22 protein-coding genes and 1 pseudogene are annotated in these 25,260 nt (G+C 72.2%); 13 read left to right on the top strand and 10 right to left on the bottom strand.

All coding sequences use genetic code 11. From position 1 onward, the window contains the following. Positions 1 to 132 precede the first annotated feature (132 nt). The gene (locus CRYAR_RS34340) at positions 133 to 1,431 is read left to right on the top strand and encodes a YibE/F family protein (RefSeq protein ID WP_084701330.1); all 1,299 of its coding nucleotides are present in this window, start codon (positions 133 to 135) and stop codon (positions 1,429 to 1,431) included. A gap of 2 nt (positions 1,432 to 1,433) precedes the next feature. Here the strand turns inward: CRYAR_RS34340 and CRYAR_RS34335 are convergent, their stop codons facing one another. From CRYAR_RS34335 to CRYAR_RS34325, 3 genes are read right to left on the bottom strand one after another with little or no spacing between them, the layout of a single operon-like run. Beyond that, entirely contained in the window at positions 1,434 to 2,093 is a 660-nt protein-coding gene (locus tag CRYAR_RS34335) for a GOLPH3/VPS74 family protein (RefSeq protein WP_035857362.1), read from the bottom strand. A 10-nt stretch (positions 2,094 to 2,103) separates the two neighbouring features. Beyond that, positions 2,104 to 2,325, bottom strand: a complete 222-nt coding sequence (locus CRYAR_RS34330) for a type II toxin-antitoxin system antitoxin (RefSeq protein ID WP_035857359.1) — start codon at positions 2,323 to 2,325, stop codon at positions 2,104 to 2,106. A gap of 15 nt (positions 2,326 to 2,340) precedes the next feature. Next, positions 2,341 to 3,255 carry an SPFH domain-containing protein gene (locus tag CRYAR_RS34325; RefSeq protein ID WP_035857358.1) on the bottom strand — a complete coding sequence of 305 codons (915 nt, stop codon included), beginning with the start codon at positions 3,253 to 3,255 and terminating at the stop codon, positions 2,341 to 2,343. Positions 3,256 to 3,434: 179 nt separating this feature from the next. On the opposite strand from CRYAR_RS34325, the gene CRYAR_RS34320 reads away from it, so the two are divergent. The 3 genes from CRYAR_RS34320 (at position 3,435) to CRYAR_RS34310 (ending at position 7,933) form a co-directional block, all read left to right on the top strand. Next, positions 3,435 to 4,232: an alpha/beta fold hydrolase gene (locus CRYAR_RS34320; protein WP_035857356.1), complete on the top strand. Its 798-nt coding sequence runs from the start codon at positions 3,435 to 3,437 to the stop codon at positions 4,230 to 4,232. 486 nt (positions 4,233 to 4,718) lie between these two features. Next, complete coding sequence (locus CRYAR_RS34315; protein WP_169745122.1) at positions 4,719 to 7,541, top strand: SpoIIE family protein phosphatase; 2,823 nt, start codon at positions 4,719 to 4,721, stop codon at positions 7,539 to 7,541. After that, positions 7,538 to 7,933 carry an STAS domain-containing protein gene (locus tag CRYAR_RS34310; protein WP_211247774.1) on the top strand — a complete coding sequence of 132 codons (396 nt, stop codon included), beginning with the start codon at positions 7,538 to 7,540 and terminating at the stop codon, positions 7,931 to 7,933. The genes CRYAR_RS34315 and CRYAR_RS34310 overlap by 4 nt, the downstream gene beginning before the upstream one ends. Here CRYAR_RS34310 and CRYAR_RS34305 read toward each other — a convergent pair. Then, positions 7,926 to 8,984 (bottom strand): LCP family protein, encoded by a 1,059-nt coding sequence (locus tag CRYAR_RS34305; protein ID WP_051571317.1) that lies wholly within the window; start codon positions 8,982 to 8,984, stop codon positions 7,926 to 7,928. The two genes, CRYAR_RS34310 and CRYAR_RS34305, sit on opposite strands and share 8 nt — an antisense overlap. A 456-nt stretch (positions 8,985 to 9,440) precedes the next feature. On the opposite strand from CRYAR_RS34305, the gene CRYAR_RS34300 reads away from it, so the two are divergent. Both CRYAR_RS34300 and CRYAR_RS34295 read left to right on the top strand, forming a co-directional pair. After that, positions 9,441 to 11,333, top strand: a complete 1,893-nt coding sequence (locus tag CRYAR_RS34300; RefSeq protein ID WP_035857354.1) for an acyltransferase family protein — start codon at positions 9,441 to 9,443, stop codon at positions 11,331 to 11,333. Between the two features lie 247 nt (positions 11,334 to 11,580). Beyond that, positions 11,581 to 12,168, top strand: coding sequence for a TMEM165/GDT1 family protein (locus CRYAR_RS34295; RefSeq protein ID WP_035857353.1), 588 nt, complete (start codon positions 11,581 to 11,583; stop codon positions 12,166 to 12,168). Here the strand turns inward: CRYAR_RS34295 and CRYAR_RS34290 are convergent. Then, positions 12,165 to 13,109, bottom strand: a complete 945-nt coding sequence (locus CRYAR_RS34290) for an alpha/beta hydrolase (RefSeq protein ID WP_035857350.1) — start codon at positions 13,107 to 13,109, stop codon at positions 12,165 to 12,167. The genes CRYAR_RS34295 and CRYAR_RS34290 overlap by 4 nt on opposite strands. A gap of 125 nt (positions 13,110 to 13,234) precedes the next feature. On the opposite strand from CRYAR_RS34290, the gene CRYAR_RS34285 reads away from it, so the two are divergent. Further along, positions 13,235 to 14,161 carry a pirin family protein gene (locus tag CRYAR_RS34285; RefSeq protein ID WP_035857349.1) on the top strand — a complete coding sequence of 309 codons (927 nt, stop codon included), beginning with the start codon at positions 13,235 to 13,237 and terminating at the stop codon, positions 14,159 to 14,161. Between the two features lie 4 nt (positions 14,162 to 14,165). Here CRYAR_RS34285 and CRYAR_RS34280 read toward each other — a convergent pair whose 3' ends face one another. Beyond that, positions 14,166 to 15,782, bottom strand: coding sequence for a carboxylesterase/lipase family protein (locus CRYAR_RS34280; RefSeq protein WP_035857347.1), 1,617 nt, complete (start codon positions 15,780 to 15,782; stop codon positions 14,166 to 14,168). 80 nt (positions 15,783 to 15,862) lie between these two features. Continuing rightward, positions 15,863 to 17,383, bottom strand: coding sequence for a CYTH and CHAD domain-containing protein (locus tag CRYAR_RS34275; protein ID WP_051571316.1), 1,521 nt, complete (start codon positions 17,381 to 17,383; stop codon positions 15,863 to 15,865). A gap of 212 nt (positions 17,384 to 17,595) precedes the next feature. On the opposite strand from CRYAR_RS34275, the gene CRYAR_RS34270 reads away from it, so the two are divergent. Beyond that, the gene (locus CRYAR_RS34270) at positions 17,596 to 18,699 is read left to right on the top strand and encodes a lytic polysaccharide monooxygenase (RefSeq protein WP_051571315.1); all 1,104 of its coding nucleotides are present in this window, start codon (positions 17,596 to 17,598) and stop codon (positions 18,697 to 18,699) included. Here the strand turns inward: CRYAR_RS34270 and CRYAR_RS48265 are convergent. After that, positions 18,689 to 20,209: a GGDEF domain-containing protein gene (locus tag CRYAR_RS48265; RefSeq protein WP_211247773.1), complete on the bottom strand. Its 1,521-nt coding sequence runs from the start codon at positions 20,207 to 20,209 to the stop codon at positions 18,689 to 18,691. The genes CRYAR_RS34270 and CRYAR_RS48265 overlap by 11 nt on opposite strands. 148 nt (positions 20,210 to 20,357) lie before the next feature. Here CRYAR_RS48265 and CRYAR_RS34260 point away from each other — a divergent pair, with 148 nt between their 5' ends. Genes CRYAR_RS34260 through def form a run of 3 tightly spaced genes read left to right on the top strand, consistent with a single transcriptional unit; the run spans position 20,358 to position 22,029 of the window. Continuing rightward, positions 20,358 to 20,948 (top strand): QsdR family transcriptional regulator, encoded by a 591-nt coding sequence (locus CRYAR_RS34260; RefSeq protein WP_211247772.1) that lies wholly within the window; start codon positions 20,358 to 20,360, stop codon positions 20,946 to 20,948. A gap of 26 nt (positions 20,949 to 20,974) precedes the next feature. Then, complete coding sequence (locus tag CRYAR_RS34255; RefSeq protein WP_051571313.1) at positions 20,975 to 21,475, top strand: ArsR/SmtB family transcription factor; 501 nt, start codon at positions 20,975 to 20,977, stop codon at positions 21,473 to 21,475. Then, complete coding sequence (gene def, locus CRYAR_RS34250; RefSeq protein ID WP_051571312.1) at positions 21,472 to 22,029, top strand: peptide deformylase; 558 nt, start codon at positions 21,472 to 21,474, stop codon at positions 22,027 to 22,029. Before CRYAR_RS34255 ends, def begins: the two co-directional genes overlap by 4 nt. Here def and CRYAR_RS34245 read toward each other — a convergent pair. After that, the gene (locus CRYAR_RS34245) at positions 22,019 to 23,146 is read right to left on the bottom strand and encodes a PucR family transcriptional regulator (RefSeq protein WP_035857344.1); all 1,128 of its coding nucleotides are present in this window, start codon (positions 23,144 to 23,146) and stop codon (positions 22,019 to 22,021) included. The genes def and CRYAR_RS34245 overlap by 11 nt on opposite strands. 59 nt (positions 23,147 to 23,205) lie before the next feature. Beyond that, positions 23,206 to 23,637, bottom strand: coding sequence for a MarR family winged helix-turn-helix transcriptional regulator (locus tag CRYAR_RS34240; RefSeq protein WP_035857343.1), 432 nt, complete (start codon positions 23,635 to 23,637; stop codon positions 23,206 to 23,208). 139 nt (positions 23,638 to 23,776) lie between these two features. On the opposite strand from CRYAR_RS34240, the pseudogene CRYAR_RS34235 reads away from it, so the two are divergent. Next, positions 23,777 to 24,472 (top strand): annotated as a pseudogene (locus tag CRYAR_RS34235) (ABC transporter ATP-binding protein); the annotation flags it as partial. A gap of 43 nt (positions 24,473 to 24,515) precedes the next feature. Further along, complete coding sequence (locus tag CRYAR_RS34230; RefSeq protein ID WP_035857341.1) at positions 24,516 to 25,247, top strand: ABC transporter permease; 732 nt, start codon at positions 24,516 to 24,518, stop codon at positions 25,245 to 25,247. Positions 25,248 to 25,260 lie beyond the last annotated feature (13 nt).

Genomic DNA, 25,260 nt, shown 5'->3' with positions numbered 1-25,260 from the left:
GGTCAGTCAGGACTAGGGCAGCCAGGAGCAGGCCAGGCAGGACCAGAGCCGACAGGACCAGGGCAGACAGGACCAGGGCAGACAGGACCAGGGCGGGCCGGACTAGGACAGCCAGGAGCAGCGCCGGCGGGGATGGGGCCGGCCGGTGCCGGGTCGGGCGCGCCGGGACACGGGCACCGGGAGAGCGGAGGCGCCCGTGGAGCCGAGCTCCGAGAGGACGAGCTCGTCCACAGCCACACCCACAGCGCCACCACGCCGGTCTCCGCGCGCACGCGCAAGGCCGTCATCGCGATCCTCGTGCCGGCCATCCTCGCGACGATCGTCGGCCTGATCTGGCTCTGGCCCGGACAGATCAACTACGGCAGCAGCACCGGCGACAGCGGCCAGCAGCAGCGTGCCGCCGGCACGATCACCGGCGTCGTCGAGCAGTCCTGCCCGGACACCGCCGAAGCCGAGGCCGCCGGTCTCACCGGCCCTTGCGGCACGGCCACGGTCAAGGTCACCGACGGGGTCGGCTCGGGCCAGACCGTCACGATCGAACTGCCGCAGGGCCCCGGCGCTCCGGTCGTCCACGCCGACGACGACGTGGTGCTGGTCGTGCTGTCGGGCGGCGAAGGCGACTCCACCGCCCGCTACACGATCGTCGACAAGCAGCGGTCCGGCTCGCTCTGGCTGCTCGTGGCGCTCGCGGCCGCGGTCGTGATCGGGTTCGGGCGGCTGCGCGGGCTGGCGGCGATCGGCGGGCTCGTCGTCAGCTTCGCGGTGTTGTTGCTGTTCGTGCTCCCGGGCATCCTCGACGGTTCGCCGCCGCTCCTGGTCGCGGTGGTCGGTTCGAGCACGATCATGTTCGCGGTGCTCTACCTGACGCACGGTGTGTCGGTGCGGACGTCGGTGGCGATCCTCGGCACGCTGGCGAGCCTCGTGCTCACCGGCCTGCTCGGCGCCGGCTTCACCGCTCTCACCGAGCTGACCGGCCTCGGCGACGAACAGAGCGTCTACCTCGCCACGGTCGAGGGTGGCGTCGACATGCGGGGCTTGTTGCTGGCCGGCATCATCATCGGTTCGCTCGGTGTGCTCGACGACGTGACGATCACGCAGGCGGAGGTCGTGTCCGAGCTGGCCCGCACCCCGCGCAGCCGGTTCGACCTGTACCGGGCGGCGATCCGGGTGGGGCGGGCGCACGTGGGTTCGGCCGTGAACACGATCGTCCTCGCGTACGCCGGGGCGTCGTTGCCGTTGCTGTTGCTGATCTCGGTCAGCGGGCAGAGCCTCGGTTCGCTCGTCACCGGCCAGTCGTTGGCGCAGGAGATCGTGCGCTCGCTGGTCGGGACGATCGGCCTGGTGGCGTCGGTTCCGATCACCACCGCGCTGGCCGCGCTCGTGGCCGAGCCCCCCGCCGAGGACGAGGAGCCGGCCGAGGCACCCGCGTGACGTCAGCCCGCGGCGGCGGCCGCCTGAGCCGCCTGGACAGCTGACTTCAGGCCCTTGGCGACCGGGCCGACCAGCTCGCTCATCGCCTTGACCCGCGGCTTGTACTTCCGCCGGTCGGCGCCGCTGACGACGGTCCTCAAGTCGCCGTTGGCGGCCAGCGCCACCACCGCGGCGTCGCGCCGGTCGAGCCGCTCGAGGGGCTCGCCCCCGCGCAGCGCCCGGCGCGCGGACTCGGCGAACCGGGTGCGGGCGCGGGTGTCGCGCAGGGCCACGGTCCAGTACGGGATCAGCCCCAGCGCGCGCCGCCGCTCGGCTTTGATCGTGTGGTCGGCGGCGAGCTGCTCACGCACCAGCTTGACCGCGGCGCTGTTGCGGCGCCCGATCCAGTGCTGCCACTTGCGCGGCCGGTTGCTCGCCGCGACCTCCTCCAGCACGGTGCGGAGGAACTCGTCGGCGAGCACCGGGTCGCCGTGGGCGGGGTGCCGGTGGTGGGTCACGACGACGCGGCCGTTCTCGTCCGCCACGTGCCCGGCGAACTGCAGTTCGGCCAGTGCGGCGGCACGCAGCACCGCGCCCAGGTGCCAGGCGCCCGCGACGCGCTGCTTCTTCGGGTCGTACGCGAGCAGGAACAGCCTGGCGGGGAGGAAGGTCTCGGTTTCCATGGGGGTCCTCCTACGACTCGTCGTTCTCGTCGTTCTCGTCCGAGCGGGGGCGGCCGGGGCCGCGCATGCGTTGCGCTTCGCGGGGAAGCCGGCCGGCTTCCCCGAGCGCCCGGCGCAGGAGGAACTCGATCTGCGCGTTGGTGCTGCGCAGTTCGTCGGAGGCCCACCGCGCCAGCGCGTCGTGCACGGCCGGGTCGAGCCGCAGAAGAATTTTCTTGCGCTCGCTGGCCATCGGGTAGCCCCTCGATCAGTAGAGGGAGCCGGCGTTGACGATCGGCTGCGTGCCGCGATCACCGCAGAGGACCACCAACAGGTTGCTCACCATCGTCGCCTTCCGCTCCTCGTCCAGCTCGACGACGTCGTGCTCGGCGAGGCGGCTCAAGGCGAGTTCCACCATGCCCACCGCGCCTTCGACGATGCGCGTGCGGGCGGCGACCACGGCGTTGGCCTGCTGACGCTGCAGCATGACCTGGGCGATCTCCGGCGCGTACGACAGACGGGTGATGCGTGACTCGATCACCTCGACGCCGGCGGCCGTGACGCGGGCCGCGATCTCGGCCGAGAGCCGGCCGGTGATCTCGTCGGCGTTGTCGCGGAGGGAGAGCTGGTCCTCGGGGGCGTCGTACGGGTAGCTGTTCGCGATGTGACGCACCGCGGTCTCGCTCTGGATCGCGACGAACTCGACGAAGTCGTCGACCTCGAACGCGGCCTTCGCGGTGTCCGAGACCTGCCACACCACCACGGCGGCGATCTGGATCGGGTTGCCGTCGGCGTCGTTCACCTTGGCCAGCTCGGTCTCGTGGTTGCGGACCCGCGTCGAGACCTTCTGCCGGTTGGTGATCGGGTTGACCCAGCGCAGCCCGTCGGCCCGGATCGTGCCGGTGTAGCGGCCGAGAAGCTGGACGACCCGCGCCTCGCCAGGCGCCACCGCGGTGAGGCCGCAGAGGCCGAGCAGTGCGGCCAGGGCCACCACCACGCCGAGGACGATCAGCGTGACCGGCCCGGCGCCGGGGGCGTTCTGAGCGCCGTAAATGATCGGCGCCGCCGACCCCAGCAGCACGATCAGCAGAACGAGCGCGATCGGAATGCCGGGCAGTCCGTCGGTGCGCCGCTCGCGGACCTGCGGGGCCGGCATTTCCACCACTGGCTGGTCGATTGTCATCTCTGGCTCCTCCCGTCGATAGCTCCAATCTAGCAAAGTGATATCACTTTTTTCAAGAGGGTGTGGACAACGGCCGGCGGGGGGCGCCCGAGCGGTAGGGTCACCCACGGATGACGCTGGGTAGCACCTCCCTCACTGCCCCGAACCCCCTCCGCCGCTCCGACCGATTGCGAGTCGAGATGAGCATCCTGAGCAGGAACCACGTCCAACTGGCCGGCCGCGAAGGCGGCCCCGCGATGGTGTTCGCGCACGGCTTCGGCTGCGATCAGTCGATGTGGCGGTACCTGACGCCGGCCTTCGCCGACCGGTACCGCATCGTGCTGTTCGATTACGTCGGGCACGGCAAGTCGGAGCTCGCCGCCTACGACCGGGAGCGGTACGACTCGCTGGGCGGGTACGCGGAGGACCTGCTCGACGTCCTGGCGGCGCTGGAGCTCGAATCGGTCGTGTTCGTCGGGCACTCGGTGAGTTCGATGATCGGCGCGTTGGCCGCGATCCAGCAGCCGCACCGCTTCCAGAGCCTCGTGATGATCGGGCCGTCGCCGCGCTACCTCGACGATGACTCAAGCGGATACGTCGGCGGTTTTCGCAGTGAGGACCTGCACGGTTTACTCGACTCGATGGACAGCAACTACCTGGGATGGTCGAGCGCGATGGCGCCGGTGATCATGGGCAACGGCGAGCGGCCGGAGCTCGGTGACGAGCTGACCAACAGCTTCTGCCGCACCGATCCCTCGATCGCCCGGCAGTTCGCACGGGTCACGTTCTTCAGCGACAACCGGGCCGATCTGCCGAAGGTGCCGGTGCGGTCGCTGGTGTTGCAGTGCACGGCGGACGTCATCGCGCCCGAGGTCGTCGGTCAGTACGTTCACGCGCACTTGCCGGAGAGCGAGTACGTGCTGCTCTCGGCCACGGGCCACTGCCCGCACCTGAGCGCACCGGCCGAGACGATCGCCGCCATGCAGGGTTTCTGCTGACTCTGACGAATTCGGAGGGGTTGCCGAGTGGAGACGCCGGAGCGGTCCAATTCGGCTGCTGAGTTGGCAGCGGCGCACGCGGGTACCGGCCGGCGCCGGTCGGGCGCGCGCGGTCGCCGCCGCCCAGCCGCCATCGACCCGGCCCCCCTCGGTCCGCCGACCCCACCCGATCCGCCGGACGACCCCCCGGCGACCGGCGCCCCGAGCGACCTCACCCCGAGCGACCCCGGGCCGAGCGACGCTGATCCGAGCGGTGCAGCCCCGAACGGCACCGATCCGAGCGATGTTGCCCCGAGTGGCACCAGGCCGAACGGCACCGGCTCCGACAGCGCGGGCTCGAGCGATGCCGTTGCGCCGAGCGGCACCGGGCTGAGCGGCACCGGCTCCAACGAGGCGGGCCCGATCGATGCCGGCCCGAGTGGCGCTGGCTTCAACGGCACGGGCCTGAACGCCTCCGGCCCGAGAGGCTCCGGCTCCAGCGGCGGCGTGGGCCCAAACGGCAGCGGCACCGGCTCCGGCGGCGCGAGCCCGGCCAGGACGGGCTCGAGCGGCGCGGGTCTCAGCGGCTCCGGTTCGAGCGCCACCGGCTCGGGTGCCGCCGGCTCGGGTGCCGCCAACCCGGGCGCCGCCAGCCCGGGCGACGGCGGGCGGCAACACGGCGGGCGGCAGCACGGTGGGCGGCACCACGGCGGGCGGCAGCACGGTGGTCCGGGTGGAGGCGGGAACGGGGACTCGGGCGGGGCTGACGGGGGCGGGCCCCTCGACCAAGCGCCCTGCGGCTTCGTCATCACCGACCCCCACGGCCTCATCGCCCAGGTCAACCAGCACTTCCTGACGTCCACCGGCTTCCGCGCCGAAGACCTCGTCGGGCGGATCCGGTTCCAGGACCTGCTCGCACCCGGCGACCAGATCTACTACGAGACGCACTACTCGCCGCTGCTGCTCATGCAGGGCGCCGTGCGCGAGATCGCGGTCGACATCCGCGACCCGTCCGGCCAGCGGCTACCCGTGCTGGTCAACGCCGTGCTCGACCGCGACGCGGTCGGGGAACCGCGCTGGATCCGCACCACCGTGTTCGGAGCGACCGACCGGCGCCGCTACGAGGAGGAGCTGCTGGTCCAGCGTCGGCGCGCCGAGCGGTCGGAGGAACGCGTCCGCACCCTCCAGGGCGTCGCCGCGGAGCTGGCCGCCGCCGGTGATCTCGCCGAGGTCGGCCGTGTCCTGGTCGACGCCGCGATCAACGCGCTCCACGGCGACCGGGCGGGGCTGTGGCTGCTGGACCGGCGCGAAGTCGCGCAGGCGACCGAGGTGGACGAGGCGCTCGGCAACGACGGGCTGGCCGCCGCGGCCACGCTCTCCACGCACGGCCTGCTGCAGATCGCGGCCGTCAACATCGGCGACTTCGACGAGCTGACCCGGATCCCGCTGCCCGACCCGGAGACGTTCTCGATGCGCCGTCGCGGGCCGATCCTGTTCGACTCGACCGAGTCGATCCGGTTCCGGCACCCGCTGATCGCGGCCGCGATGGAGCGCACGAACACGGGGTCGCTCGTGGTGATCCCGCTCGACGTCGGCGATCACCGCGTCGGCGTCCTGGCCGCGGGGTGCGTCGAGACCCGTCAACTCTCGGACGACGACCGGGAACTGCTGCACGCGCTCGGGCGCCAGGGCGGGCAGGCCCTGGAGCGGGCCGCGCTGCACGCGGAGGCCACCAAATCCGCCGCGCGGTCGGACTTCCTGGCTACCACCAGCCGGTCGCTCGAGGAGACGGTCCGGCTGGTCGACCGGGCGCAACGGCTCGTGGACCTCGTCACCCGGGAGCTCGCCGAGGTCGCGAGCGTCGAGTTCGTGGAGACCGAGGGCAACCGGCGGCTGGCCGAGTCGCGCGCGGCCGGGGCGTCCGAGACCACCGGCAACCTCATCGGCATCGAGCCCGGCCGGGCCGGCGATCTCATCGCGCAGGTCGTCAGCGGCACCCGGCCGAAGCTGCTGGCCGAGCGGCAGCCGATCGCTCCGTCCGGCCCGCGTCCGGCGAACTGGTGGCTCGCGCTCCCGCTCCGCGCGTCGGGGCGGACGCTCGGCGCGCTGGTCCTCGGGCGCTACGAGCGGGCGTTCAGCGTCGACGAAGTGGCGTTCTGCTCCGAGGTGGCGGCCACCGCGGCGCTCGCGCTCGACAACGCCCGGCGGTACGAGCAGGAGCGCGAGGTGGCGTACACGCTGCAGCGCAGCCTGCTCTCCGGCGGGCTGCCCAAGCGGCAGGGGCTGCGCATCGCCACCCACTACCGGCCGGCGATGGAGAACCTCGAGGTCGGCGGCGACTGGTACGACGCGTTCGAGCTCGGTGACGACAAGATCGGCATCGTGGTCGGTGACGTCGTCGGCCGCGGGCTCACCGCGGCGAGCGCGATGGGCCAGATCCGCAGCGCGATCCGCGCGTTGGCCGGGGCCGGTCTGGGGCCCTCCGCGCTGCTCGGCCAGCTCGACAAGTTCGTCGGCCAGTTCGACGCCGGTCGGATGGCGACGCTCGTCTACCTCGAGCTGAACCCGCGTACCGGGCACGTCCGCTACGCCTGTGCCGGGCACTTCCCGCCGTTGATCATCCAGGGCGACGAGGAAGCGCGGTACCTGTGGGACGGCCGGTCGACGCCACTGGACGCGTACTCCGGCCAGCCCGGCCGGTCGGAGGCGGAGATCCGGTTGATGCCGGGCGCGCGTCTGCTGCTCTACACCGACGGGCTGGTCGAGCGGCGGGGCCGGCTGATCTGGCGCGGTCTGGAACTGCTTCGCGAGGAGATGCAGCGCCACCGCAACGCGGCGGCGACCACGATCGTGCACGGCATCGCCGACGCGATGCTGCGTGACGAGGCCGGGCGCGACGACGTCTGCCTGCTTGCCGTGTCGCTCGCCGAGTCGACGCCGTTCGAGGAGCAGGTCCCGGCGGACCTGGCCGAGCTCACCGGCGTGCGTCACCGGCTGCGGGCTTGGCTCACCGACCACGACGTCGACCGGCACGACGGGTTCGCGATCGTGCTGGCTTGCTCGGAGGCGATCGGCAACGCGATCGAGCACGGCTACCGCAACCCGGAGGTGGCGGCGACCGGAACGGTCACGATTTCGGCGTCGATCGTCGACGAGCGGGTCGACGTGACGATCGGTGACGGCGGTCTGTGGCAGCCTCGGGAGACGCCGCCGGATCGCGGGCGGGGGCTCATGCTGATGAAGCGTCTGATGGACGAGGTGACGGTCGACCGGGCGACGACCGGAACCACTGTGACGATGTCACGCCGGGTGAGGTGGGTGGGGCCGTGACGGGGGACGAAGTACTGGAGGGCCGGAGCGCACCGCCGGCCGCGGCGACCGTGTCGTTCCAGGAGCTGGCCGAGGACGAACCTCCCGGGGCGCTGGTGTCGTTCGTGGGGGAGATCGACCTCGGCACCGCGCCGGCGCTGGGCGAGACGGTCCTGCGCCGCACCATCGAACTGCCCGCGGTCGTGCTCGACCTGTCCGCGGTGACGTTCCTCGACAGCGCGGGCGTCCGGCTCCTGGACAGCCTGGTCGGCGCCTACGAGAGCCGGGGGAGCACGATCCGGCTGGTGGCGCCCGAACACGGCGTCGCCCGCTTCACGCTGACGCTCTGCGCGTTCCGCTCCGACCTGGTCGAGACGTCGGTCGACCGGGCCCGCGACACGCTGCTCAGTTGACCGGTAGCGGCGTCGGGGCGCCGCCGGGCGTGGGAGCGCCCTGAACCAGGCTCGTGGTCTGCGCGTTCCGCGTTTCCTGCCACTCGGGGAGCCGGTCCTCGTTGACCGCGGCGAACAGGTCGGCCGCGGCCTTCTGGTCCACCCCGACCGCGGTGCCGTACGGCGTCCAGAGCGAGTCGGTGGTGTGCGGCAGCGTCGCGAACGTCATGTTCTCCGGCCGCAGGTGCCGCAGCGCGAGGGCCAGTGCCTGCACGTCCATGTTGTCGTCGACGGTGATCGAGCTCGTCGCGGCCCGGAGGAACGCGTCGAAACGCAGGGGGTTGGTCAGCGTGCCGCGGCTCACCGCCCGGCTCAGCAGCGACTGGAGCACCAGTTGCTGGTTGTGGATCCGGCCGAAGTCGCTGCCGGGCACGTTGTACCGCTGACGCATGAAGTCCAGGGCGGAGTCGCCGCCCATGTGGTTGCAACCGGCTTTCCACACCCGCTCGGTGTGGATCGAACGCACGGCGTACGTGGTGCACACCCGGACACCGCCGACGGCGTTCACCATCGTGCGGACGCCGTTGAAGTCGATGACGACCGCGCCGTCGAGCGGAAGCCCGGTCAGCTTGTAGACGGCCTTGGCCGCGAGCGGGGCGCCGCCGAACGAGAACGCGGAGTTGATCTTGTTCTTGCCGCCCTGCCAGGCGCCGCCGGCGGGCACGTCGACGTAGCTGTCCCGCGGGATCGAGATCACGTACGCGCTCTGCAGGTCCGCGGTGACGTGGATGACCATGATCGTGTCCGACCGCTCGCCGACGGTGTCGGCCTGCACGGTCGGGTCGGCGGTGCGGGTGTCGGAGCCGAGCACGAGGAAGTTCAGCGGGCCGACGATGCCGGTCTCCGCCGGGTCGTACGTCGAGCCGGTGTCGTCGGTGCGTGCGGTCATCGGGACGTCGCCGAGCAGGTCGGCGCGCTTGATGTTCTTCTCGTAGCGCTCGCTGATCGCCCAGCCGGCGCCGATCGTGCCGACCGAGACCAGGAGGAGGGCGACGCCAACGATCAAGCCCACCGTGGTCCACGGTGTGCTGCTCCTCCGGCCTGCGCCCACTCGGCTTCGCCCCTTGCCGTTCACCCCGATACAGCCGCCGATGGAACTGTCGGCGCGCGATACGACAAATTTAGGACTACCCCGCCATGGAGGCGGTAATCACCGTTTGCTCGGCGTCTGCCAGCGGCTTCGCGCCGTGCGACACCGTTCGTCGATGGCGTGCTTAATTGCGGTGGAATTGCGCCGGGTAAATAGCTGAATCAATTAGTCGTAATCGGCGCCAATTGCCCGCCGCGCGCGTGGGTGCAGCGGTCCGGACGAGGTGCGCACCACCGATACGGATGAGTGCCGAGGGACGTCACGGATCGGGTGATCTCACTAGTCTCAAATTCGATGCATAAGTGGCAAAACGTTACAAGAGTCAGCGTAAATCACTCAGCGAAGCGTGAATTCTCAGTAATCGACGCGGATACCGGTGTGAAATCGATCACCCGTTCCTACTCGTACCAGCCCGGGCTGGACGGTGTCCGCGCAGTCGCCGTGGTCGCCGTGCTCGTCTACCACCTCGGAGCCTCCTGGCTGCCCGGCGGGTTCCTCGGCGTCGACGTGTTCTTCGCGCTCTCGGGGTTCCTGATCACGACGTTGCTGCTCACCCGGGCCGGTGCCGACGGCCGCGTCGACCTGGTGGATTTCCTGACCCGGCGGGCCCGTCGCCTGTTGCCGGCGGCGTTGGTGATGGTGGCCGTGGTGGCGGTCGTCGGGGCGTTCACGATGACGCCCGACCGGCTCGGGCCGTTGCGCCTCGACGGCGTGTGGACCGTGTTGCAGGCGGCGAACTGGCGGTTCGTGGTGTCGGGGCAGTCGTACGTCGACGCGTTCGCTCCGCCGTCGCCGTTGCGTCACGCCTGGTCGCTGGCGGTCGAGGAGCAGTTCTACCTGGTCTGGCCGATCGTGGTCGCGGGGTTCGTGCGTCGGCGCCGCGCGCTGCTCGCCACCGCCCTGGTGGTGGCGTGCGCCTCGGCCGCGTGGATGGGGTACTCGTACGCGCCGGACCCGTCGCGGGCGTACTACGGCACCGATACGCGTGTGCACGCGTTGCTCGCCGGTGCCGGGCTGGCGATCGTGCTGCTCGGCCCGGGCCGCGACCGGTGGGTGCGGCTGCTGGGGTGGCTCGCGCTCCCGGCCCCGGTCGTGCTGGCGGTCGCGTTCGCGGTGGTGAGCGACGAGGCGCCCGGGTACTACCGCGGCGCGGGATTCGGCCTGGCGCTGGTCGCGACCGTGCTGGTGGGCGCGGTCGCGGTCGCTCCGGACGGGCTCGTCGGCCGTCTCTTCCGCGTGGCGCCGCTGCCGTGGCTGGGGCGGCGCTCGTACTCGCTCTATCTCTGGCACTGGCCGGTGTTCTGCTGGCTGGAGCCGCTCCCGGGTGCGGGAGGCGTCGCCGCGAAGCTCGCGCTCACCGCCGTCCTCGCCCTCGCGTCCTATCACCTGATCGAGCTCCCGGTGCGCCGCAACCGCTTCGCGCGGCCCGGAGCGTTCCTGGTCGCGTCGGGTGCGGTCGCGAGCGCGCTCGCGGTCGTCGTCGTGGCCACGACGGGTGCGGCGCCGCCGCTGGTGGGGGAGCCGGCCGAGCCCGGCGCCAAGCCGCAGCTGCTCGCGGCCGCCTCGTCGCCCTCGGCGATCCGGCTGGCGACGGCCGGGGACTCGGTCGCCAGGAGCCTGGCGCCGGGGCTGCGCCAGGTCGCGGACGCGCAGGGCTGGGGTTACGCCGACAGCGCGGTCAGTTCCTGTTCGGTCGCCGGGCTGCTGATGGTGGAGCCCGACGGATCGACCTACCGCGCGGGCCGGCGGTGTCCCGAGGTCGTCCCTCCGATGCAGCGCGAGCTCGTCGCGAACTTCGACCCGACGCTGATCCTGGTGCACTCCCGGTGGGAGAACCAGCCGGTGCGCCGGCCCGACGGGGTCGTCGTCCGCCCGGGGTCGGCGGCCCACCTCGCGTACGTGCGGAGCCGGCTCGTCGTCGCGCTGGGGCGGCTGACCGCCGGCCGGGCCCACGTCGTGCTCATCGAACCGATCCCGGCGGCCGATTCGCTGTGCCGACGGCTCGGCAACTCGCCCGAGACCTGCCGCGACCAGCTGCGTGATCCCGGGGCCGAGCAGTACAACGCGCTGCGCCGCTCGATGGCCACCGCGTTCCCCGGCCGGGTCACGGTCATCTCGGTCGCCGACCTCGTCTGTCCCGGTGGCGTCTGCACCGACGAGGTCGGGGGCCGCCGCCCGCGCCCCGACGGCCTCCATTTCTCCCCGTCCGGCGCCGCCTGGATCGCACCGCTGATCCTGCACCGCGCGGTGGACGCCGGCGCGCTCGGCTGAGGACTCCGCCGGGGGGTGGAGATGTGAGCGGAGTCGCGTCCGGTGCGGTGGGTGGGGCGAGGGCGGCCTGATAACGTCGTCGGTGCGAAGGGGAGTAGCTCCCAATGTCGCGGTCGACATACTGAAGCGCCAGCGCTTCCGGCCGCGCGGCCCGCACGGGCGAGCGAGACCTTCGACTCAGGCGTGATGAACGCCGGGTCGAGGTCGTGCGCGCACCTGGATCCGGCTGAAGACCGGAAGGTGTTTCGTGACTGGATTCCTGGTGGCTACGGCCGTGAGCTTCGGCGTCATCTTCGTCGCCGAACTCGGCGACAAGTCGCAGCTCATGGCGCTGACGTTCGCCACGAAGTTCCGCGCCCTGCCGGTGCTGATCGGCATCACGATCGCCACCGCGATCGTGCACGCGGTGTCGGTCGCCGTCGGGTACGGGCTCGGCGCGACGCTGCCGACCGGCTGGATCGCGCTCGTCGCGGCGATCGCGTTCCTGGTGTTCGGCGCGTGGACGCTGCGCGGCGACACGCTCACCGACGAGGAGCGCTCGAAGGCCGAGAAGACGACCAAGTCGGCGATCTTCGCCGCCTCGGTCGCCTTCTTCCTGGCCGAGCTCGGTGACAAGACGATGCTCGCCACGATCACGCTGGCCACCCAGTACGGCTGGTTCGGCACCTGGCTCGGCTCCACCGTCGGCATGGTGGCCGCCGACGCGCTGGCGATCCTCGTCGGCCGCAAGCTCGGTAAGCACCTCCCGGAGAAGGTCATCAAGTACGGCGCGGCCGCGTTGTTCTTCCTCTTCGGCGTCTGGCTCCTGATCGACGCGATCGCGCAGCTGACCTAGAGCCGCAGCGCCTTGCGGAGCACGGCCACCGCCTCCGCCGACTCCCGCTTCGACACCTCGGCCGTGGCCACCAGCCCCGAGCCGTGGAACGTGCCCGGGAACAGGTGCAGCTCGACGCTCACGCCCGCCGCCACCAGCGCCAACGCGTACGCCACGCTCTCGTCGCGCAGCGGGTCGAACTCCATCGCCGACACGTACGCCGGGGGCAGGCCGCGCAGGTCGGTGGCGCGTGCCGGGGCCGCGTACTCGCTCACGCCGGTACCGCCGCGCCGGCCGGCCCCGAGGTAGGAGTCCCAGCTCACGATCGCGTTCGGCCGGTTCCAGAGCGGGGTGTCGACGAACTCGGTCATGCTCTGCGTCGCCAGCCGGTCGTCGACCTCGGGGACACCGAGGTACTGGAACACGAGCTCCGGCCCGCCGCGGTCCCGGCACAGCAGCGCGAGCGCGGCGGCCAGCCCGCCACCGGCGCTGATCCCGTGCACCGCGATGCGGGCGGCGTCGATCCCCAGCTCGTCGGCGTGGGCCCGGACCCAGACCAGACCGGCGTAGCAGTCCTCCAGCCCGGCCGGGAACGGGTCCTCCGGCGCGAGCCGGTACTCCACGCTCACCACGACGACGCCGAGCTCCTCGCAGAACCGCGTGTTGGCCTGGTCGTCGATGTCCACCGAGCCGAGGATGAACCCGCCGCCGTGGATGTCGTAGATCGCCGGGACCGGCGCCTCGGTGCGCCCGCGGGGCGAGAAGATCCGCAGCCGGACGTCCGGCGCACCGTCGGGGCCCGGCACCTCGAGGTCCCGGACGTCGACCGGCGGGTCACCCACTGGTGCGATCAGCGCCAGCATCGACTCGGTCGAGGCCCGCACGGCGTCGAGGTCGCTCGCGTCGACGTTCGGCAGCATCGGGATCACGGCGGCCAGTTCGGGGTCGAAAGCGTAGGTCACGGCAGGTCCTCCTCGCTGAGGCGCAACGGCCCGGAAATCGTGACATCCACGCAGGCCACCGGTCATCCGACGACCGTCGGGCGTCGCGGCCGCCGAACCCGACGCCGCGACGTACGCTCGGCGGCGTGAGCAACCTCGATCCGGCTCCCGCCGAGGCGACGTGCGGTGGCGAAGCCGTCGGCGCCCCGACCCACGAACTGCTGATCGGCCGGGACGTCGTGCTCGGCGGGCCGCGCGGCATGGCGGTGTCGCGCACGCTGCCCCACAAGCACCGCCGGATGGTCGGCGCCTGGTGTTTCGTCGACCATTACGGGCCCGAGGAAGCCACCATGCGCGTGCCGCCGCACCCGCACATCGGGCTGCAGACGGTCAGCTGGCTGGTGCGCGGTGAGGTGCTGCACCGCGACAGCATCGGCTCCGAGCAGCTGATCCGGCCGGGTCAGCTGAACCTGATGACGGCCGGCGCCGGGATCTCGCACTCCGAGGAGTCACCGGCGACCGTGCTGCACGGCGCTCAGCTCTGGGTCGCGCTCCCGGCGAGCGACGCGCGGACGGCGCCCGCGTTCGCGCACCACGCCGACCTGCCCGTCGTCGCCAAGGACGCGCTAACCGCCACCGTCCTGATGGGAACACTGGAAGGCGCCACCTCGCCCGCACGCACGTACACCCCGCTGGTCGGGGCGGAGGTCCTGGGCGCGGGCACGCTCGAGCTGCGTCCCGACTTCGAGTACGCGGTGCTGGCGTTCGAGGACGGTCCGGTCGTCGACGGCGAAGCGGTACCCGCGGGTGCGCTCGTCTACCTCGGGACCGGCCGCACCGAGCTCACGTTCGCCGGTGCCGGGCGCACCCTGCTGCTCGGCGGCGAGCCGTTCGCGGAGCAGATCGTCATGTGGTGGAACTTCGTGGGCCGCGGCCACGACGAGATCGTGGCCGCCCGCACCGCGTGGGAGACGCACGAGGCGTTCGGGACCGTCACCGGCTTCGACGGTCCGCCCCTGCACGCCCCCGAGCTGCCCACCACCCCGCTGAAGCCGCGCGGGCGCACCCGCTAGGCCGCTAGGAACGCAGCGCGAGCTTCGGGTGCTGGGCCCAGAAGTCGCAGTTGTGGTCGGCCGTGAACGACGTCGACGGCAGTGGCTTCGAGCCCTCCGGCACGAGTGCCTGCATCGCCGGCCCGAACTTCTCCCACTTCGGCGCTCCGTCCGTGTTCGGGTCGCCGTCGATTGCGAAGCTCGTCCAGTACGCCACCATCTCCTTGCTGAGCTTCTGTGCCGTCGGGGGCAGCGCGCCGAGGCGCTCGAGGTCGAACAGGTACGGCAGCTCGGCGGCGTGCGCGGCCTTCAGCGGGAAGTTGCCGATCTTCGGCAGCGGCGCGTTCGGGTCGTTGAACTCGTACGCGTACACGGTGGTGCGCTTCGCCGCCGACGTGTTCGTCCGGATCGCCGGGCAGGAGAACGTGGCGTCGGTGATGATCGCGCCGAGCGCGTCACCCGGCGTGCCGTACTTCGACAGCGGGTAGCGCTCGATGATCTGCGGGGCCAGGGTCCCGGCCGCGCGGCGCACCGCGGTGGCGTACAGCTCCGGTCCGACGTTCTGCAGCCCCAGCGAGAGCACGAACAGCCGGCCTTCGTCGTGGTTGGTGCCCTGCAGCAGTGGCACGTCCTTGAACGTTCCGCGGCTGAACGCGGTCTCGATGTCGGACGGCAGCACCGGCCCGCCGGTCGCCGGCGCGTAGGTGAGGCTCGTGCCGCTGACGTTCGACGCCGACCGGATCTCCGTCGCGGACTTGCCGCGCAGGCAGGTCAGCACCGCCGCGCCGCGGCAGCCGAGCGAGGCCGCGAACGTCGTCCCGGTCGTCTCCGCGACCGACTGGGTCGGCCCGCGCAGCGCGCAGCCGCTCTCCGCGATCGCCTTGACGAACAGCCCTTCGGCCTCGGGCGAGACCAGTTGCGAGCAGACGCTGCCGCCACCGGCTGACTCACCGAACAGCGTGACGTTCTTCGCGTCCCCACCGAAGTTCGCGATGTTCTTCTGCACCCAGCGCAGCGCGGCCTGCTGGTCGAGCAGCCCGTAGTTGCCCGACCCGAGCGGCTGCTCCCGGCTGAGCTCCGGCAGTGCCAGGAAGCCGAGCGCGCCGAGACGGTAGTTGATCGTCACGACGATCACGCCGCCCTCGGTGACCAGGCGCCCCGGTCCGTAGTCCGACCCCGCCCCGTTGATGTAACTCCCGCCGTGGATCCAGACCATCACCGGCAGCGCGCCCTTCCGGGCCTGCTCCGGCAGCGTCCGGCGGGCCGTGCCGTCGGTCGGGGTGTAGACGTTCAGGTACAGACAGTCCTCAGTGGTGCTGCCGTTGCCGGAGTCACCGCCGCTGACGACGCTGCCCTGCTGGGTGCACGCGGCGCCGGCCTCGGTGGCGTTACGCTCGCCGCTCCACTTCGCGGCCGGGGCCGGGGGCATCCAGCGCAGCTTGCCGACCGGCGGGGCCGCGTACGGGACGCCGAGGAACGACCGGTAGCCCGCCTCGTTCGCCCCGCGCAGCGAGCCGTTCTCCGTCGTGACGACCTTTGTGGTCAGGTCGACCGACTTCGCGGCCGGAGGATCGTCCGATTCACTGGTGCAACCGGCCACCAGGGCGAGCGCGAGCAGAACAGCGAAGAAGCGCGACCGCATCTCTGGGGCCTTTCTGAACGCCGGACGACCGGAACCCGGACGGTACCGCTAAGTACCGCCCGGTTCCACCTCGTGGCTTTTTACCGCAACCGCCGACCGGCGGCGCGGACGGCCCGACGCACCGCGGGGATGCGTTCCTCGACCGCGTCGGCAAGCGCCTGCTCACCCCGGTGCAGCAGCCCGAACGTGAAGCCGTTCTCCCCGGCCAGGTGCGCTTGCATGCCCAGCTGACGCAGCACCTGGCGCGCCACCACGCTGTCCTGGTGCGCGCCGAGGTCCTCCTGGACGCCCTCCATCGCCCCCGCGAACTTCTTCGCGACCTTGCCCAGCGCCGGCTGGGACGCCTCGGCCGCGTACCGCGCCCGCTTCGCCGACTTCCGCGCCTCGTGCAGCAGGTGGTCGCGCCGCTCGCCGGGCGGCAGCGTGGCCGCGGCGCCGATCTCACGCGCGACCCGCCGGTGGCCGCGCCGCAACGTCGTCGGCAGCGCCCGGGCCGCCGGGTCGTCGGCCGCAGGTGTCAGCGGCGGGTTCCCGGCCAGCTCGTCGAGCGCGTCGAGGAGCGCGAAGTACCGTTTGCTGTTCAGCGCCTCGAGCACGCGCTCGCGCGCCTCCGCCTGCTGGTGCGCCAGGTGCCCGGTGACCCGCGCCCGCACCGGGCCCACGACCAGCTCGTCGGGCGTCGCGTCGATCTTGCGGTCCAGGCTCTCGCGCAGCACCTCCAGGTCACGCGCGCCGCCGAGCACACCGGCCAGCCACTTCAGCTCGTCGCCCACCGGCCGGGTGGCGTCCCGGTCCACTACCGACTTGAACGTGCGCAGCGCCGAACGCAGGCGGCGGGTGGCCACCCGCATCTTGTGCACCGAGTCCGGCTCGTCCCGCCGTACCCGCGGGTCGTACTCGAGGATCGTCGCGACCTGCTCGCGCAGGTGGTCGACGACGACGACACCCACGGACTTCTTCTTCGGACGCCCGGAGGGCCGCGCTGCCGGGTCGGGCAACCGGTCGGCCAGCACCCGGGCGAGCTTGGATCCGCTCGCGGAGCGGTGCACTCCGGCCGCACGCAGCCGCTTCTCGACGGTGTCGAGCAGCTTGGTGCGACCGCCGGCCAGTTCGACCTCGAGTTCCGACCACGACGAGACGGTCGACTCCTGGCCGAGCGTCTGGCCGGCCACCTCGTCGGCGACCACCTCGGCCAGCACCGCCCCGCCGGGGTCACGCAGCCGGCGCCGGGTGCGGGTGGTCTTGATCCGGGCCACCGGCGTCAGCGCGGCACCCCGGGTGTACGCGGTGACGAGGGATTTCAGCTCGGTCGGCACGGTCCGGCTCGCACGCCCGAGCGGCCAGCGGATCTCGTCGCGCCCGTCGGGACCGGCCGGCAGCTTGAGGTGCCAGCCCGCGTCGTCGCCGCCGGTCCGACGGCGCAACGTGATCCGATGGGCCGCCAGCCGCAGGTCCGACGTGTCGAAGTAGACCGCCTCGAGCTCGAAGACGTCGGCGGCCACGTCCACCTCGACGCCGGGCAGGTCGTCGAGGGGCGGCAGCGCCACCCCCGCCGGCAGTTCGTACTTCCGCTCGATCTCGCGCACCACAGTTTCCGTCACGTCTTCTACTCCTTCGCGCAGCTTCTCCCAGGCATTCCCTTCGCAGAACCGGCAAACCCACCTGCGCATCGGTGAACTGGTGGCCCGCCGCACACGTCAACCCAAGTGCAGTAGTTGGCAACGTCGGTGAGCAGGGATCAGACGCACGACGCGGGGACGTTCCGGTGCACTAGCATCAGCCGCGACGGTTGGGTGGGGTGGGACGGGAGTCCATGGACGGGCGAGCGAGGTCGACGAGTTCGATCCAGCCGTCGGCCCGCGGTTCACACCGCAGGGCGGCGAGGGGCCCCACCGAGCTGACGAACGACCTCACGAAGCTCATCGCGCGTGCGGCCGCGGTGGCGACCCCGGCCCCGCCGCCGGCGTCCGCACCGGTCGTCGGGCCCGGCCGGCACCACGCCGACGCGCCCCCACCGCCCGAGGAACCACCGTCGCCGCGATTCCGCCCTACCCGGCTGCACCTGATCGCGGCCGGCGCGGTGGCGGCGGCCGCGGTCGTCGTCGCCGGCTCGCTGGTGCTGATCTGGCCGTCGGGTGAGGACGCGGCGGGCACGACGACCACCCCGTCGAGCCGCGGTTACACCTGTCGGCCCGGTAACCGGTTCGCCGAGGCCTTCACCGCGTGCCGGGCGGCGGCCAAGGTGCGCCCGGCCAACGGCGACGAACCGGCGGTCGGTCTCGGCGACGGGACCGACATCGGCGTCGCCGACGTCGGCGACCGGCACCACGAGGTCATCCCCGACACCCGGCTGTGCAGCGCGGGGCGCGAGCGGTACCGCGGTCTCGACCTGGCCCGGGACGACTGGCCGGTGACCAACCTGAAGAGCCGCGGCAAGGACACGTTCACCTACCGCATGGACAGCGAACACGACGGGGTCCTGCGCTTCTACCTGACCAAGGCCGGTTACGACCCGACCAAGCCGCTCACCTGGAACAGCCTCGAGAAGAAGCCGCTCGCCGAGGTGACCGGCAAGCCCGGGGCCGACAACTACTACCGCGTGCCGGTCACGCTGCCGGCACGCTCCGGGCGGCACCTGGTCTACACGATCTGGGAAGACCGCGACAGCGACGCGGCGCTCTACGCGTGCTCGGACGTGATGTTCGGTGGCACCGCGGGCAGCGCCACCACGAACGCGGCGAACACGCCCCCCGCCGCGGCCACCGCGACCAAGGAGTGGACCGTCGGCGTCGACTACCAGGTCGGCGACCAGGTCGTCTACGACGAGGTCACCTACCGGTGCTCGCAGCCGCACCGGTCGGTCCGCGGCTGGGAGCCGGACTCCGCTCCGGCGCTCTGGGAAGTCGCTAGGCCGTGAACGCGGGCGTGTCCGCGACCGAGTAACCGCCGCGGCCGGCGCCCTTCACCTGGTACATCGCCGTGTCGGCCGCGCGCATCAGCTCGTCGAGGTCGCCGCCGGTGCCGTGTTCGGCGAACGCGACGCCGATGCTCGCGCCGACGACGACCGGGTGGCCGTCCGCCGTGATCGGCGTCCGGATCGACTCGACCAGCCGGTCGGCGATCCTGAGCCCCTCCGCCTGGTCGTGCACGCCGGGCAGGATCACCGCGAACTCGTCGCCGCCGAGCCTTCCGACCGTGTCGCTCTGGCGCACGCAGCCGACCAGCCGGTTCGCGACCTCGCACAGCAACTCGTCCCCGGCCTGGTGTCCGTACTGGTCGTTGACCTGTTTGAACCCGTCCAGGTCGAGCAACATGAACGCGACCAGACGGGCCTGCGACCGGGTGTTGAGCGCCATCCGCAGCCGGTCGTGCACGAGCGCCCGGTTCGGCAGCCCGGTGAGTGAATCGTGGAAGGCCTGCCGGGTGAGCTCCTCGTTGAGCTGCAGCGTCTCCAGCGAGGACGCCACCTGGGTCGCCCAGGTGACCATGCTGGCCCGGATCTCGGCCCGCAGCGGACCGTCGGCGCCGATCGACATCGCGCCGAGCCACTTGGTCGCCGTACGCAGCGGGACGAGGAATAGCCCGCCCCGCCGGATGTCGGTGTTGGTGACGCCGGTCAGCTGCGCGCACTCGGCGCCTTCCAGGTAGATCGGCCGCCCTTCGCGGAACAGCTCCAGCAGCGGCGGCGGCATGCGGTCGTAGTGCACCTCGAGCCCGACCAGACCGTCGACGCCGTCGCCGTCCGCCGCGCGGATACAGGTGGTCAGGCCCTCGCCGCGCGACAGCGTGGTCCGGACCCCGTCGCCCTCGCCGGCCAGGCCGAGCGCGGTACCGGTGGCGATCCGGTAGAGCGTCGGCCGGTCGGTCGCCGCCACGACCGCCGCGGCGCCCTGGGCCAGGATCCGCTCCCTGGCGACCATCCGTTCGTGCTGCTCGAGTGCGTTCTTCAGGACGAACATGAGCAGCGAGAGCACCGCGACGGCCCCGCCCAGCGCGGGCGCCGGGCCCTGGAAGTCCGGGGTGAACTCGCGGCGGACCAGCGGGGCGACCAGGATCGCGGCCTCCACGCAGACGATGCGCTGGACCAGGTCCCACGCGTTGCCGTAGAACGTGCGGAAACAGAGCGCGCCGAAGACGAGGTTGACGGCGGTTTCGTTGTCGGTGCCGAACGCGATCGTCGCTCCGACCACCACCCACTCGGCCGGTTCGGCCGCCCGGGGGAACCCGCCGGTCCGCCACCGCAGCGTCCACCAGGCGACCAACGCCACCAGGGTGACGTCGAGCAGCGTCCGCTGCGCCGGTGCCAGCAGGCTCGAGCCGGCGACCTGCACGAGGGGTCCGATCGCGCAGAACACGGCGTACAGAAGGAAGACCCCGCGGACGCGGTGGAGGAGCGACCAGCCTCGGATCACCTCGCGGACGTTCACGTCGCTCCTCGCGGTCGTCGGGGGTTCCGCGTCCACCTCAGCCCATCGGCGCCGGTCAGCGCAGCCTGAGCCAACCGGAAGTCCGATCCGCGGTGTGACCGGTCCCACTACGATGGCCCGGGCAGAGCCGAGCGACCGGGGAGAACCAGTGGCCGAGCGATCCGCGCCCGTGCTCCAGGCCAAGGGGCCCGCGGACGCCGTCGCACTCGCCGGCCGGGCGTACCTCGACGGCGAGCCCGTGGACATGTCCGCGCTCGCGCACCAGCTGGGTATCGGGCGTGCCACCCTCTACCGCTGGGTCGGCAACCGCGAGGAGTTGCTCGGCGTCGTGCTGGCCGAGGCCACCGAGCGGACGTTCCGGGTCGCCGAGCGGGCCGCCCGGTCGGCCGACAGCACCGGCGGTCCCGAGTACGTCGTCGACGTGATCGCGCGGTTCATGCGTGCCGTCCTCGCCGCGCCCGGGCTCAAAGCGCTGACCCAGCGCGAGCCGATGGTCTTCATCCGGCTAGCGACGACGCCCGGCGCGATCGAGGACCGGGCGGCGGCGCTGGTCGAGGAACTCCTGAACCAGGAGTGCGCCACCGGGCGCCTCACACCGGCCCTCCCGGTGCCCGCGCTCGCCGTCGCGATCGTGCGGGTCTGCGACTTCCACATGTACGCGCACCTGCTCGGCCGCGGCGCCCCCGAGGTGGATACGGCGCTGGCCATCGTCCGCGTCCTGGTGGGGGCGCCGGGCTAGCTTTGCAAAGTGGTACTTTGCAAAGTATGGAGGACCACCCGATTCGCGATGCCCTGCTGGGGCTGCTCGCGAACGGACCGGTCACGGCCAACCAGGCCGCGAGAGAACTCGGAGAGAGCTCCGGGTCGTGCTCGTTCCACCTGCGCCAACTCGCCCGGGCCGGTCTCGTCGAGGAGGCGCCGGTGCTGCCGGGCAGCGGCTCCGGCCGTCGCCGGCCGTGGCGGCTGCGCCCGGCCGAACCCGAGTTGACCCCGCTGCTGCGTGAACTGGAAGACGAGGGTTACCGCCGGTGGATCGCCGGCCGGGACGCCGTCGACAGGCGCTGGCACGCCGACGACGCCGCCAGCCACGTGCTCTGGCTGACCCCCGCCGAGATGGCCGAGGTCGCGGCCGCGGTGCGTGCGGTCGCCGACCGGTACGCCCACCGCGAGAACGCCGACCGACCGGCCGACGCCCGCCCGGTCGCCCTGGTCTCCCGGGTGTTCCCACTTCTTTCCCCTACCGACCCAGCGGAGAAGTCGTCATGACCGTCGTGCTACCCGAGCGCGGCCCCGGCGGGCTGCTGCCGATCGTGATCACCGGCCAGCCGGTGCTCCACCGCCCGGCCGCGCCGGTGACCGTGTTCGACGCGGGCCTGGCCGAGCTGATCGAGCAGATGACCGCGTCGATGAAGGCCGCACCCGGCGCCGGCCTGGCCGGGCCGCAGGTGGGGGTCGGCCTGCGCGTGTTCACCTACGACTGCGGCCCGGGCCGGCGCGGCCACGTCGTGAACCCGGTGCTCGAGCGGCTCTCCACCGAGCTGGAGGAGGACCGGGAGGGCTGCCTCTCGATCCCCGGCCTGCGCTATCCGACGCCCCGCGCGTCCCGGGTGCGGGTGACCGGCGTCGACGTGGACGGCGCCGACGTCGACGTGGTCGGCGAGGGGTACCTGGCCCGCTGCTTCCAGCACGAGGTCGACCACCTCGACGGCGTGCTCTACGTCGAACGGCTCGGCGGCCGGGTCCGCAAGCAGGCGATGAAGGACATCCGCGCGGCGTCCTGGAACGGCAGCGCCTCCCTGGAACCGGGTCTCACCGGCTGAGTCGGCGCGCCCACAGGGCCAGCTGGGCACGGAAGCGGTCGCGGGGGTCGTCGAGGTGCCAGCCGAGGGCGTCCTCGACGTGGGCGAGGCGGGCCGCCACCGAGCTGTGGTGCAGGTAGAGGGTGGTGGCGGCCTGACGCAGCGACCCGGTCCGGCAGAACGCCTCCAGGGCGGCGACGTCGAGAGCGCCGCTGTCCGTGCGTGCGTGGGCGTCCAGGGCACGTACGTCCGGCTGCTCGCGCAGACGTTCGGTCGGGATGTCGGCCAGGAGGGCCAGCGGGCCGAGCTCGTCGTGGTCGACGACCGCGTCCACGGGGCCGCCGGCCGCCGAGGCGAACCGCAGCGCGAGCCGCGCCTGCGCCCACGACGTCTCGGCCGCGAGCCCGTCGACGTTCCCGCCCACCCCGACCCGGATCCCACCGCCGGTGGCCTTCCCGGCAGGGGATTCGGCGACCCGGCTGCTCAGGGCGGTCCGGAGGTCCTCGGCGGGGGAGATGGAGCCGTCGCGGCGCTGGAGGAGCACGGCGGCGACACCGCCGATGACCGCGACCCGCACCGACCGCACCGGCCGGCCCCGCGCGACGAGCGCGACCGCCTCGGCGCCGGAGTCCCGGCCGCGGTCGTCGGTGACCGCCACCACCCGCACCGGCCGGCCCGGTTCCAACCCGAGCAGCCGGAGCGCCCGGGTGCGGTCGGCGGCGGACTCGCGGCCGGAGAGCACGAGCTCCACCAGCGCCGGGTCGGCGAGGTGGGGCGCGCCCACCCGTGGCGACGCCACCAGCAGCACCCGGGCGGCGAGCGAGGCGCGCTCCAGCACGAGTTCGTCGAGCGGCGCCGGGCCGCCCGGCCGTTCCAGCCACAGCCGCCCGCCGCCGAAGTCGATCGCGCCGGACGCCGCTCCGCCCGCGGCGGCCGGTTCGCCGTCGGCGTCGTAGCGCAGGACCGGGCCGTCGGGCCGTTCCAGGCCGCACGGGCACTCGGCGAGCCCCGCGGTGGCCCGCACCAGCGCCGCCGCGGTCGCCCGGTGCTCGACGAGCGCGTCGAAGTACGCGATCACCCGAACCGCTGCCTCGGCGTCGGCGTCGAGCGCGGACAACCGCAGCAGCAAGCCCTTCATGACCGGAGGGTAACGACGCCGCGGGCTACCAGGAAGCCGCGTTGAGCCCTTCGCCGCGCTCAGCTGAGCCAGGACTCGTCGTCGGTGGTGTGGGCCAGCGTGGCTCGGAGCAGGCGGCGGAGGGTCTCGACGGCGGCGGGGGAGACCCCGTCGAAGAAGGACTCCTCGGCGTCCCGGAGGGCCTCGCCGATCCGTGGGAGGTTTCGCACGGCCTGGGGGGTCAGGGCCAGGCGGCGGGTGCGGCCGCTCGCGCCAGGGGCCCGGACCAGGTAGCCGGCCCGCTCCAGGGCGGAGACCGACTCGTGCAGCGACTGGCGGGTGACGTCGAGCTGGCGGGCCAGTTCGGTCGTGGTCAGTTCGGGCTCGAGATCGAGCTGGACGAGCAGCCAGTACTGACGCGTGGTCAGGTCGAACGGCCGCAGCGCGGCGTCGGACCAGCGGGTGGCCAAGCCGCCGGCGTGCGCCAGCAGATACGCCACCGGAGCTCGCACAAACCCATTCTGTCAGGGCCCCTGACAGTTACGTCATTTTTCGGCCTACGCTTCTCTGGCTTCCGGCGCCGGAAAGCCTCCCAATCCCTCACTAGCCGCCTCAAAGCGGCTGGTTCGGCATGCCCAGGAGGAGAACACAATGATCTCCGCACGGAATCTCACGAAAAGATTCCGGCTACGGCGAGGAGAGATCGTCGAGGCCGTCCGCGGCATCGATTTCGACGTCAGTCCCGGGGAGCTGGTGGCGTTTCTCGGGCCGAACGGCGCCGGGAAGTCGACGACGCTCCGCATGCTCACCACCCTGCTCCCACCGACCGAAGGCACGGCCACCGTCGCCGGGCACGACGTCCGCGAGGACCCGGCCGGAGCCCGGCGCACGATCGGCTACATCGGACAGGGCCACGGCGCCGGCGACTACTTCCGGGTGCGCGACGAGCTGGTCACCCAGGGGCGGCTCTACGGGCTGACCCGCAAACTGGCCAGGACGCGAGCGGACGAGCTGTTGACCGTCCTCGACCTCGAACCGCTCGCGAACCGCACCGCGGCCACGCTCTCCGGCGGGCAGCGACGGCGCCTGGACATCGCGATCGGGCTCGTCCATCGTCCCCCGCTGTTGTTCCTGGACGAGCCGTCGACGGGCCTGGACCCGCAGAACCGTGCGAACCTCGCCGAGATCATCCGGCGGCTGCGCGACGACTTCGCCACGACGGTGTTCCTGACCACGCACTATCTGCCGGAGGCCGACGCGCTCGCGGAGCGCGTGATCGTGATCGACCACGGCCGGGTGATCGCCGACGACCATCCGGCCCGCTTGAAGGAACAGACCGCCAAGGACTCTCTCGACGACGTGTTCCTCGAGCTCACCGGACGGAGCCTTCGTGACGACTAGCGTCATCTTCGAGCGGGAGATCGCTCCCGTGCTGCGCAATCCGCTCGGGCTGGTGTTCACGGTCGCCCAGCCGCTGGTCTTCCTGCTGCTGTTCGGGCCGCTGCTGAGCGACGTCCCGGGAACCGGGTGGCAGTGGTTCGTGCCGGGCATCCTGGTGATGACCGGCCTGTTCGCCACTGCGGGCGCCGGCTGGGGCATCCAGGCCGAGCTGCAGAGCGGATCGATGGAGCGGATCCTGGTGGCGCCGGTGAGCCGGGCCTCGATCCTGGTCGGCAAGACGCTGAAGGAGAGCTTCTCGCTGCTGGCGCAGGCGGTGCTGATCGTGCTCGTCGCGATGCCGCTGGGCTTCCGGCTCCATCCGCTTCCGGTGCTGGCGGGGTTGGCGCTGCTGGCCGTGTTCGGGATCGGTCTCGGGTCGCTGGCGATCGCGCTCGCGATCCTCACCCGCAAGCAGCCCGAGACGTTCTGGGGTGCGCATCAGTTCCTGCTGTTCCCGCTGGTGCTGCTGTCGGGGGTGCTGCTTCCGGTCGAGGACGCACCGGGGTGGCTCGCGACGGCCGCCCGCCTCAACCCGTTGACGTACCTGGTCGAGGCCGAGCGGGCGTTGTTCGCCGGTGAGTTCTTCGACTCCGCGGTGCTCTGGGGCGTGATCGGCGCGGTGCTCACCGCCGCGGTCGGCCTGACCGCGGGCGCCCGGGCCATGCGCGACGCCGCGCTGTAGAACCTTCGTGGCG

The sequence above is a fragment of the Cryptosporangium arvum DSM 44712 genome (assembly GCF_000585375.1).
Taxonomy (GTDB): Bacteria; Actinomycetota; Actinomycetes; order Mycobacteriales; family Cryptosporangiaceae; genus Cryptosporangium; species Cryptosporangium arvum.
Note: the sequence above shows the minus strand (reverse complement) of the source record. Positions and strands in the feature narration are given on the sequence as shown.

Coding starts and splice junctions, on each gene's coding strand:
- CRYAR_RS34340 (WP_084701330.1), top strand. CDS start 133: ATGGGGCCGGCCGGTGCCGGGTCGGGCGCGCCGGGACACGGGCACCGG.
- CRYAR_RS34335 (WP_035857362.1), bottom strand. CDS start 2,093: ATGGAAACCGAGACCTTCCTCCCCGCCAGGCTGTTCCTGCTCGCGTAC.
- CRYAR_RS34330 (WP_035857359.1), bottom strand. CDS start 2,325: ATGGCCAGCGAGCGCAAGAAAATTCTTCTGCGGCTCGACCCGGCCGTG.
- CRYAR_RS34325 (WP_035857358.1), bottom strand. CDS start 3,255: ATGACAATCGACCAGCCAGTGGTGGAAATGCCGGCCCCGCAGGTCCGC.
- CRYAR_RS34320 (WP_035857356.1), top strand. CDS start 3,435: ATGAGCATCCTGAGCAGGAACCACGTCCAACTGGCCGGCCGCGAAGGC.
- CRYAR_RS34280 (WP_035857347.1), bottom strand. CDS start 15,782: ATGCGGTCGCGCTTCTTCGCTGTTCTGCTCGCGCTCGCCCTGGTGGCC.
- CRYAR_RS34270 (WP_051571315.1), top strand. CDS start 17,596: ATGGACGGGCGAGCGAGGTCGACGAGTTCGATCCAGCCGTCGGCCCGC.
- CRYAR_RS34255 (WP_051571313.1), top strand. CDS start 20,975: ATGGAGGACCACCCGATTCGCGATGCCCTGCTGGGGCTGCTCGCGAAC.
- def (WP_051571312.1), top strand. CDS start 21,472: ATGACCGTCGTGCTACCCGAGCGCGGCCCCGGCGGGCTGCTGCCGATC.
- CRYAR_RS34245 (WP_035857344.1), bottom strand. CDS start 23,146: ATGAAGGGCTTGCTGCTGCGGTTGTCCGCGCTCGACGCCGACGCCGAG.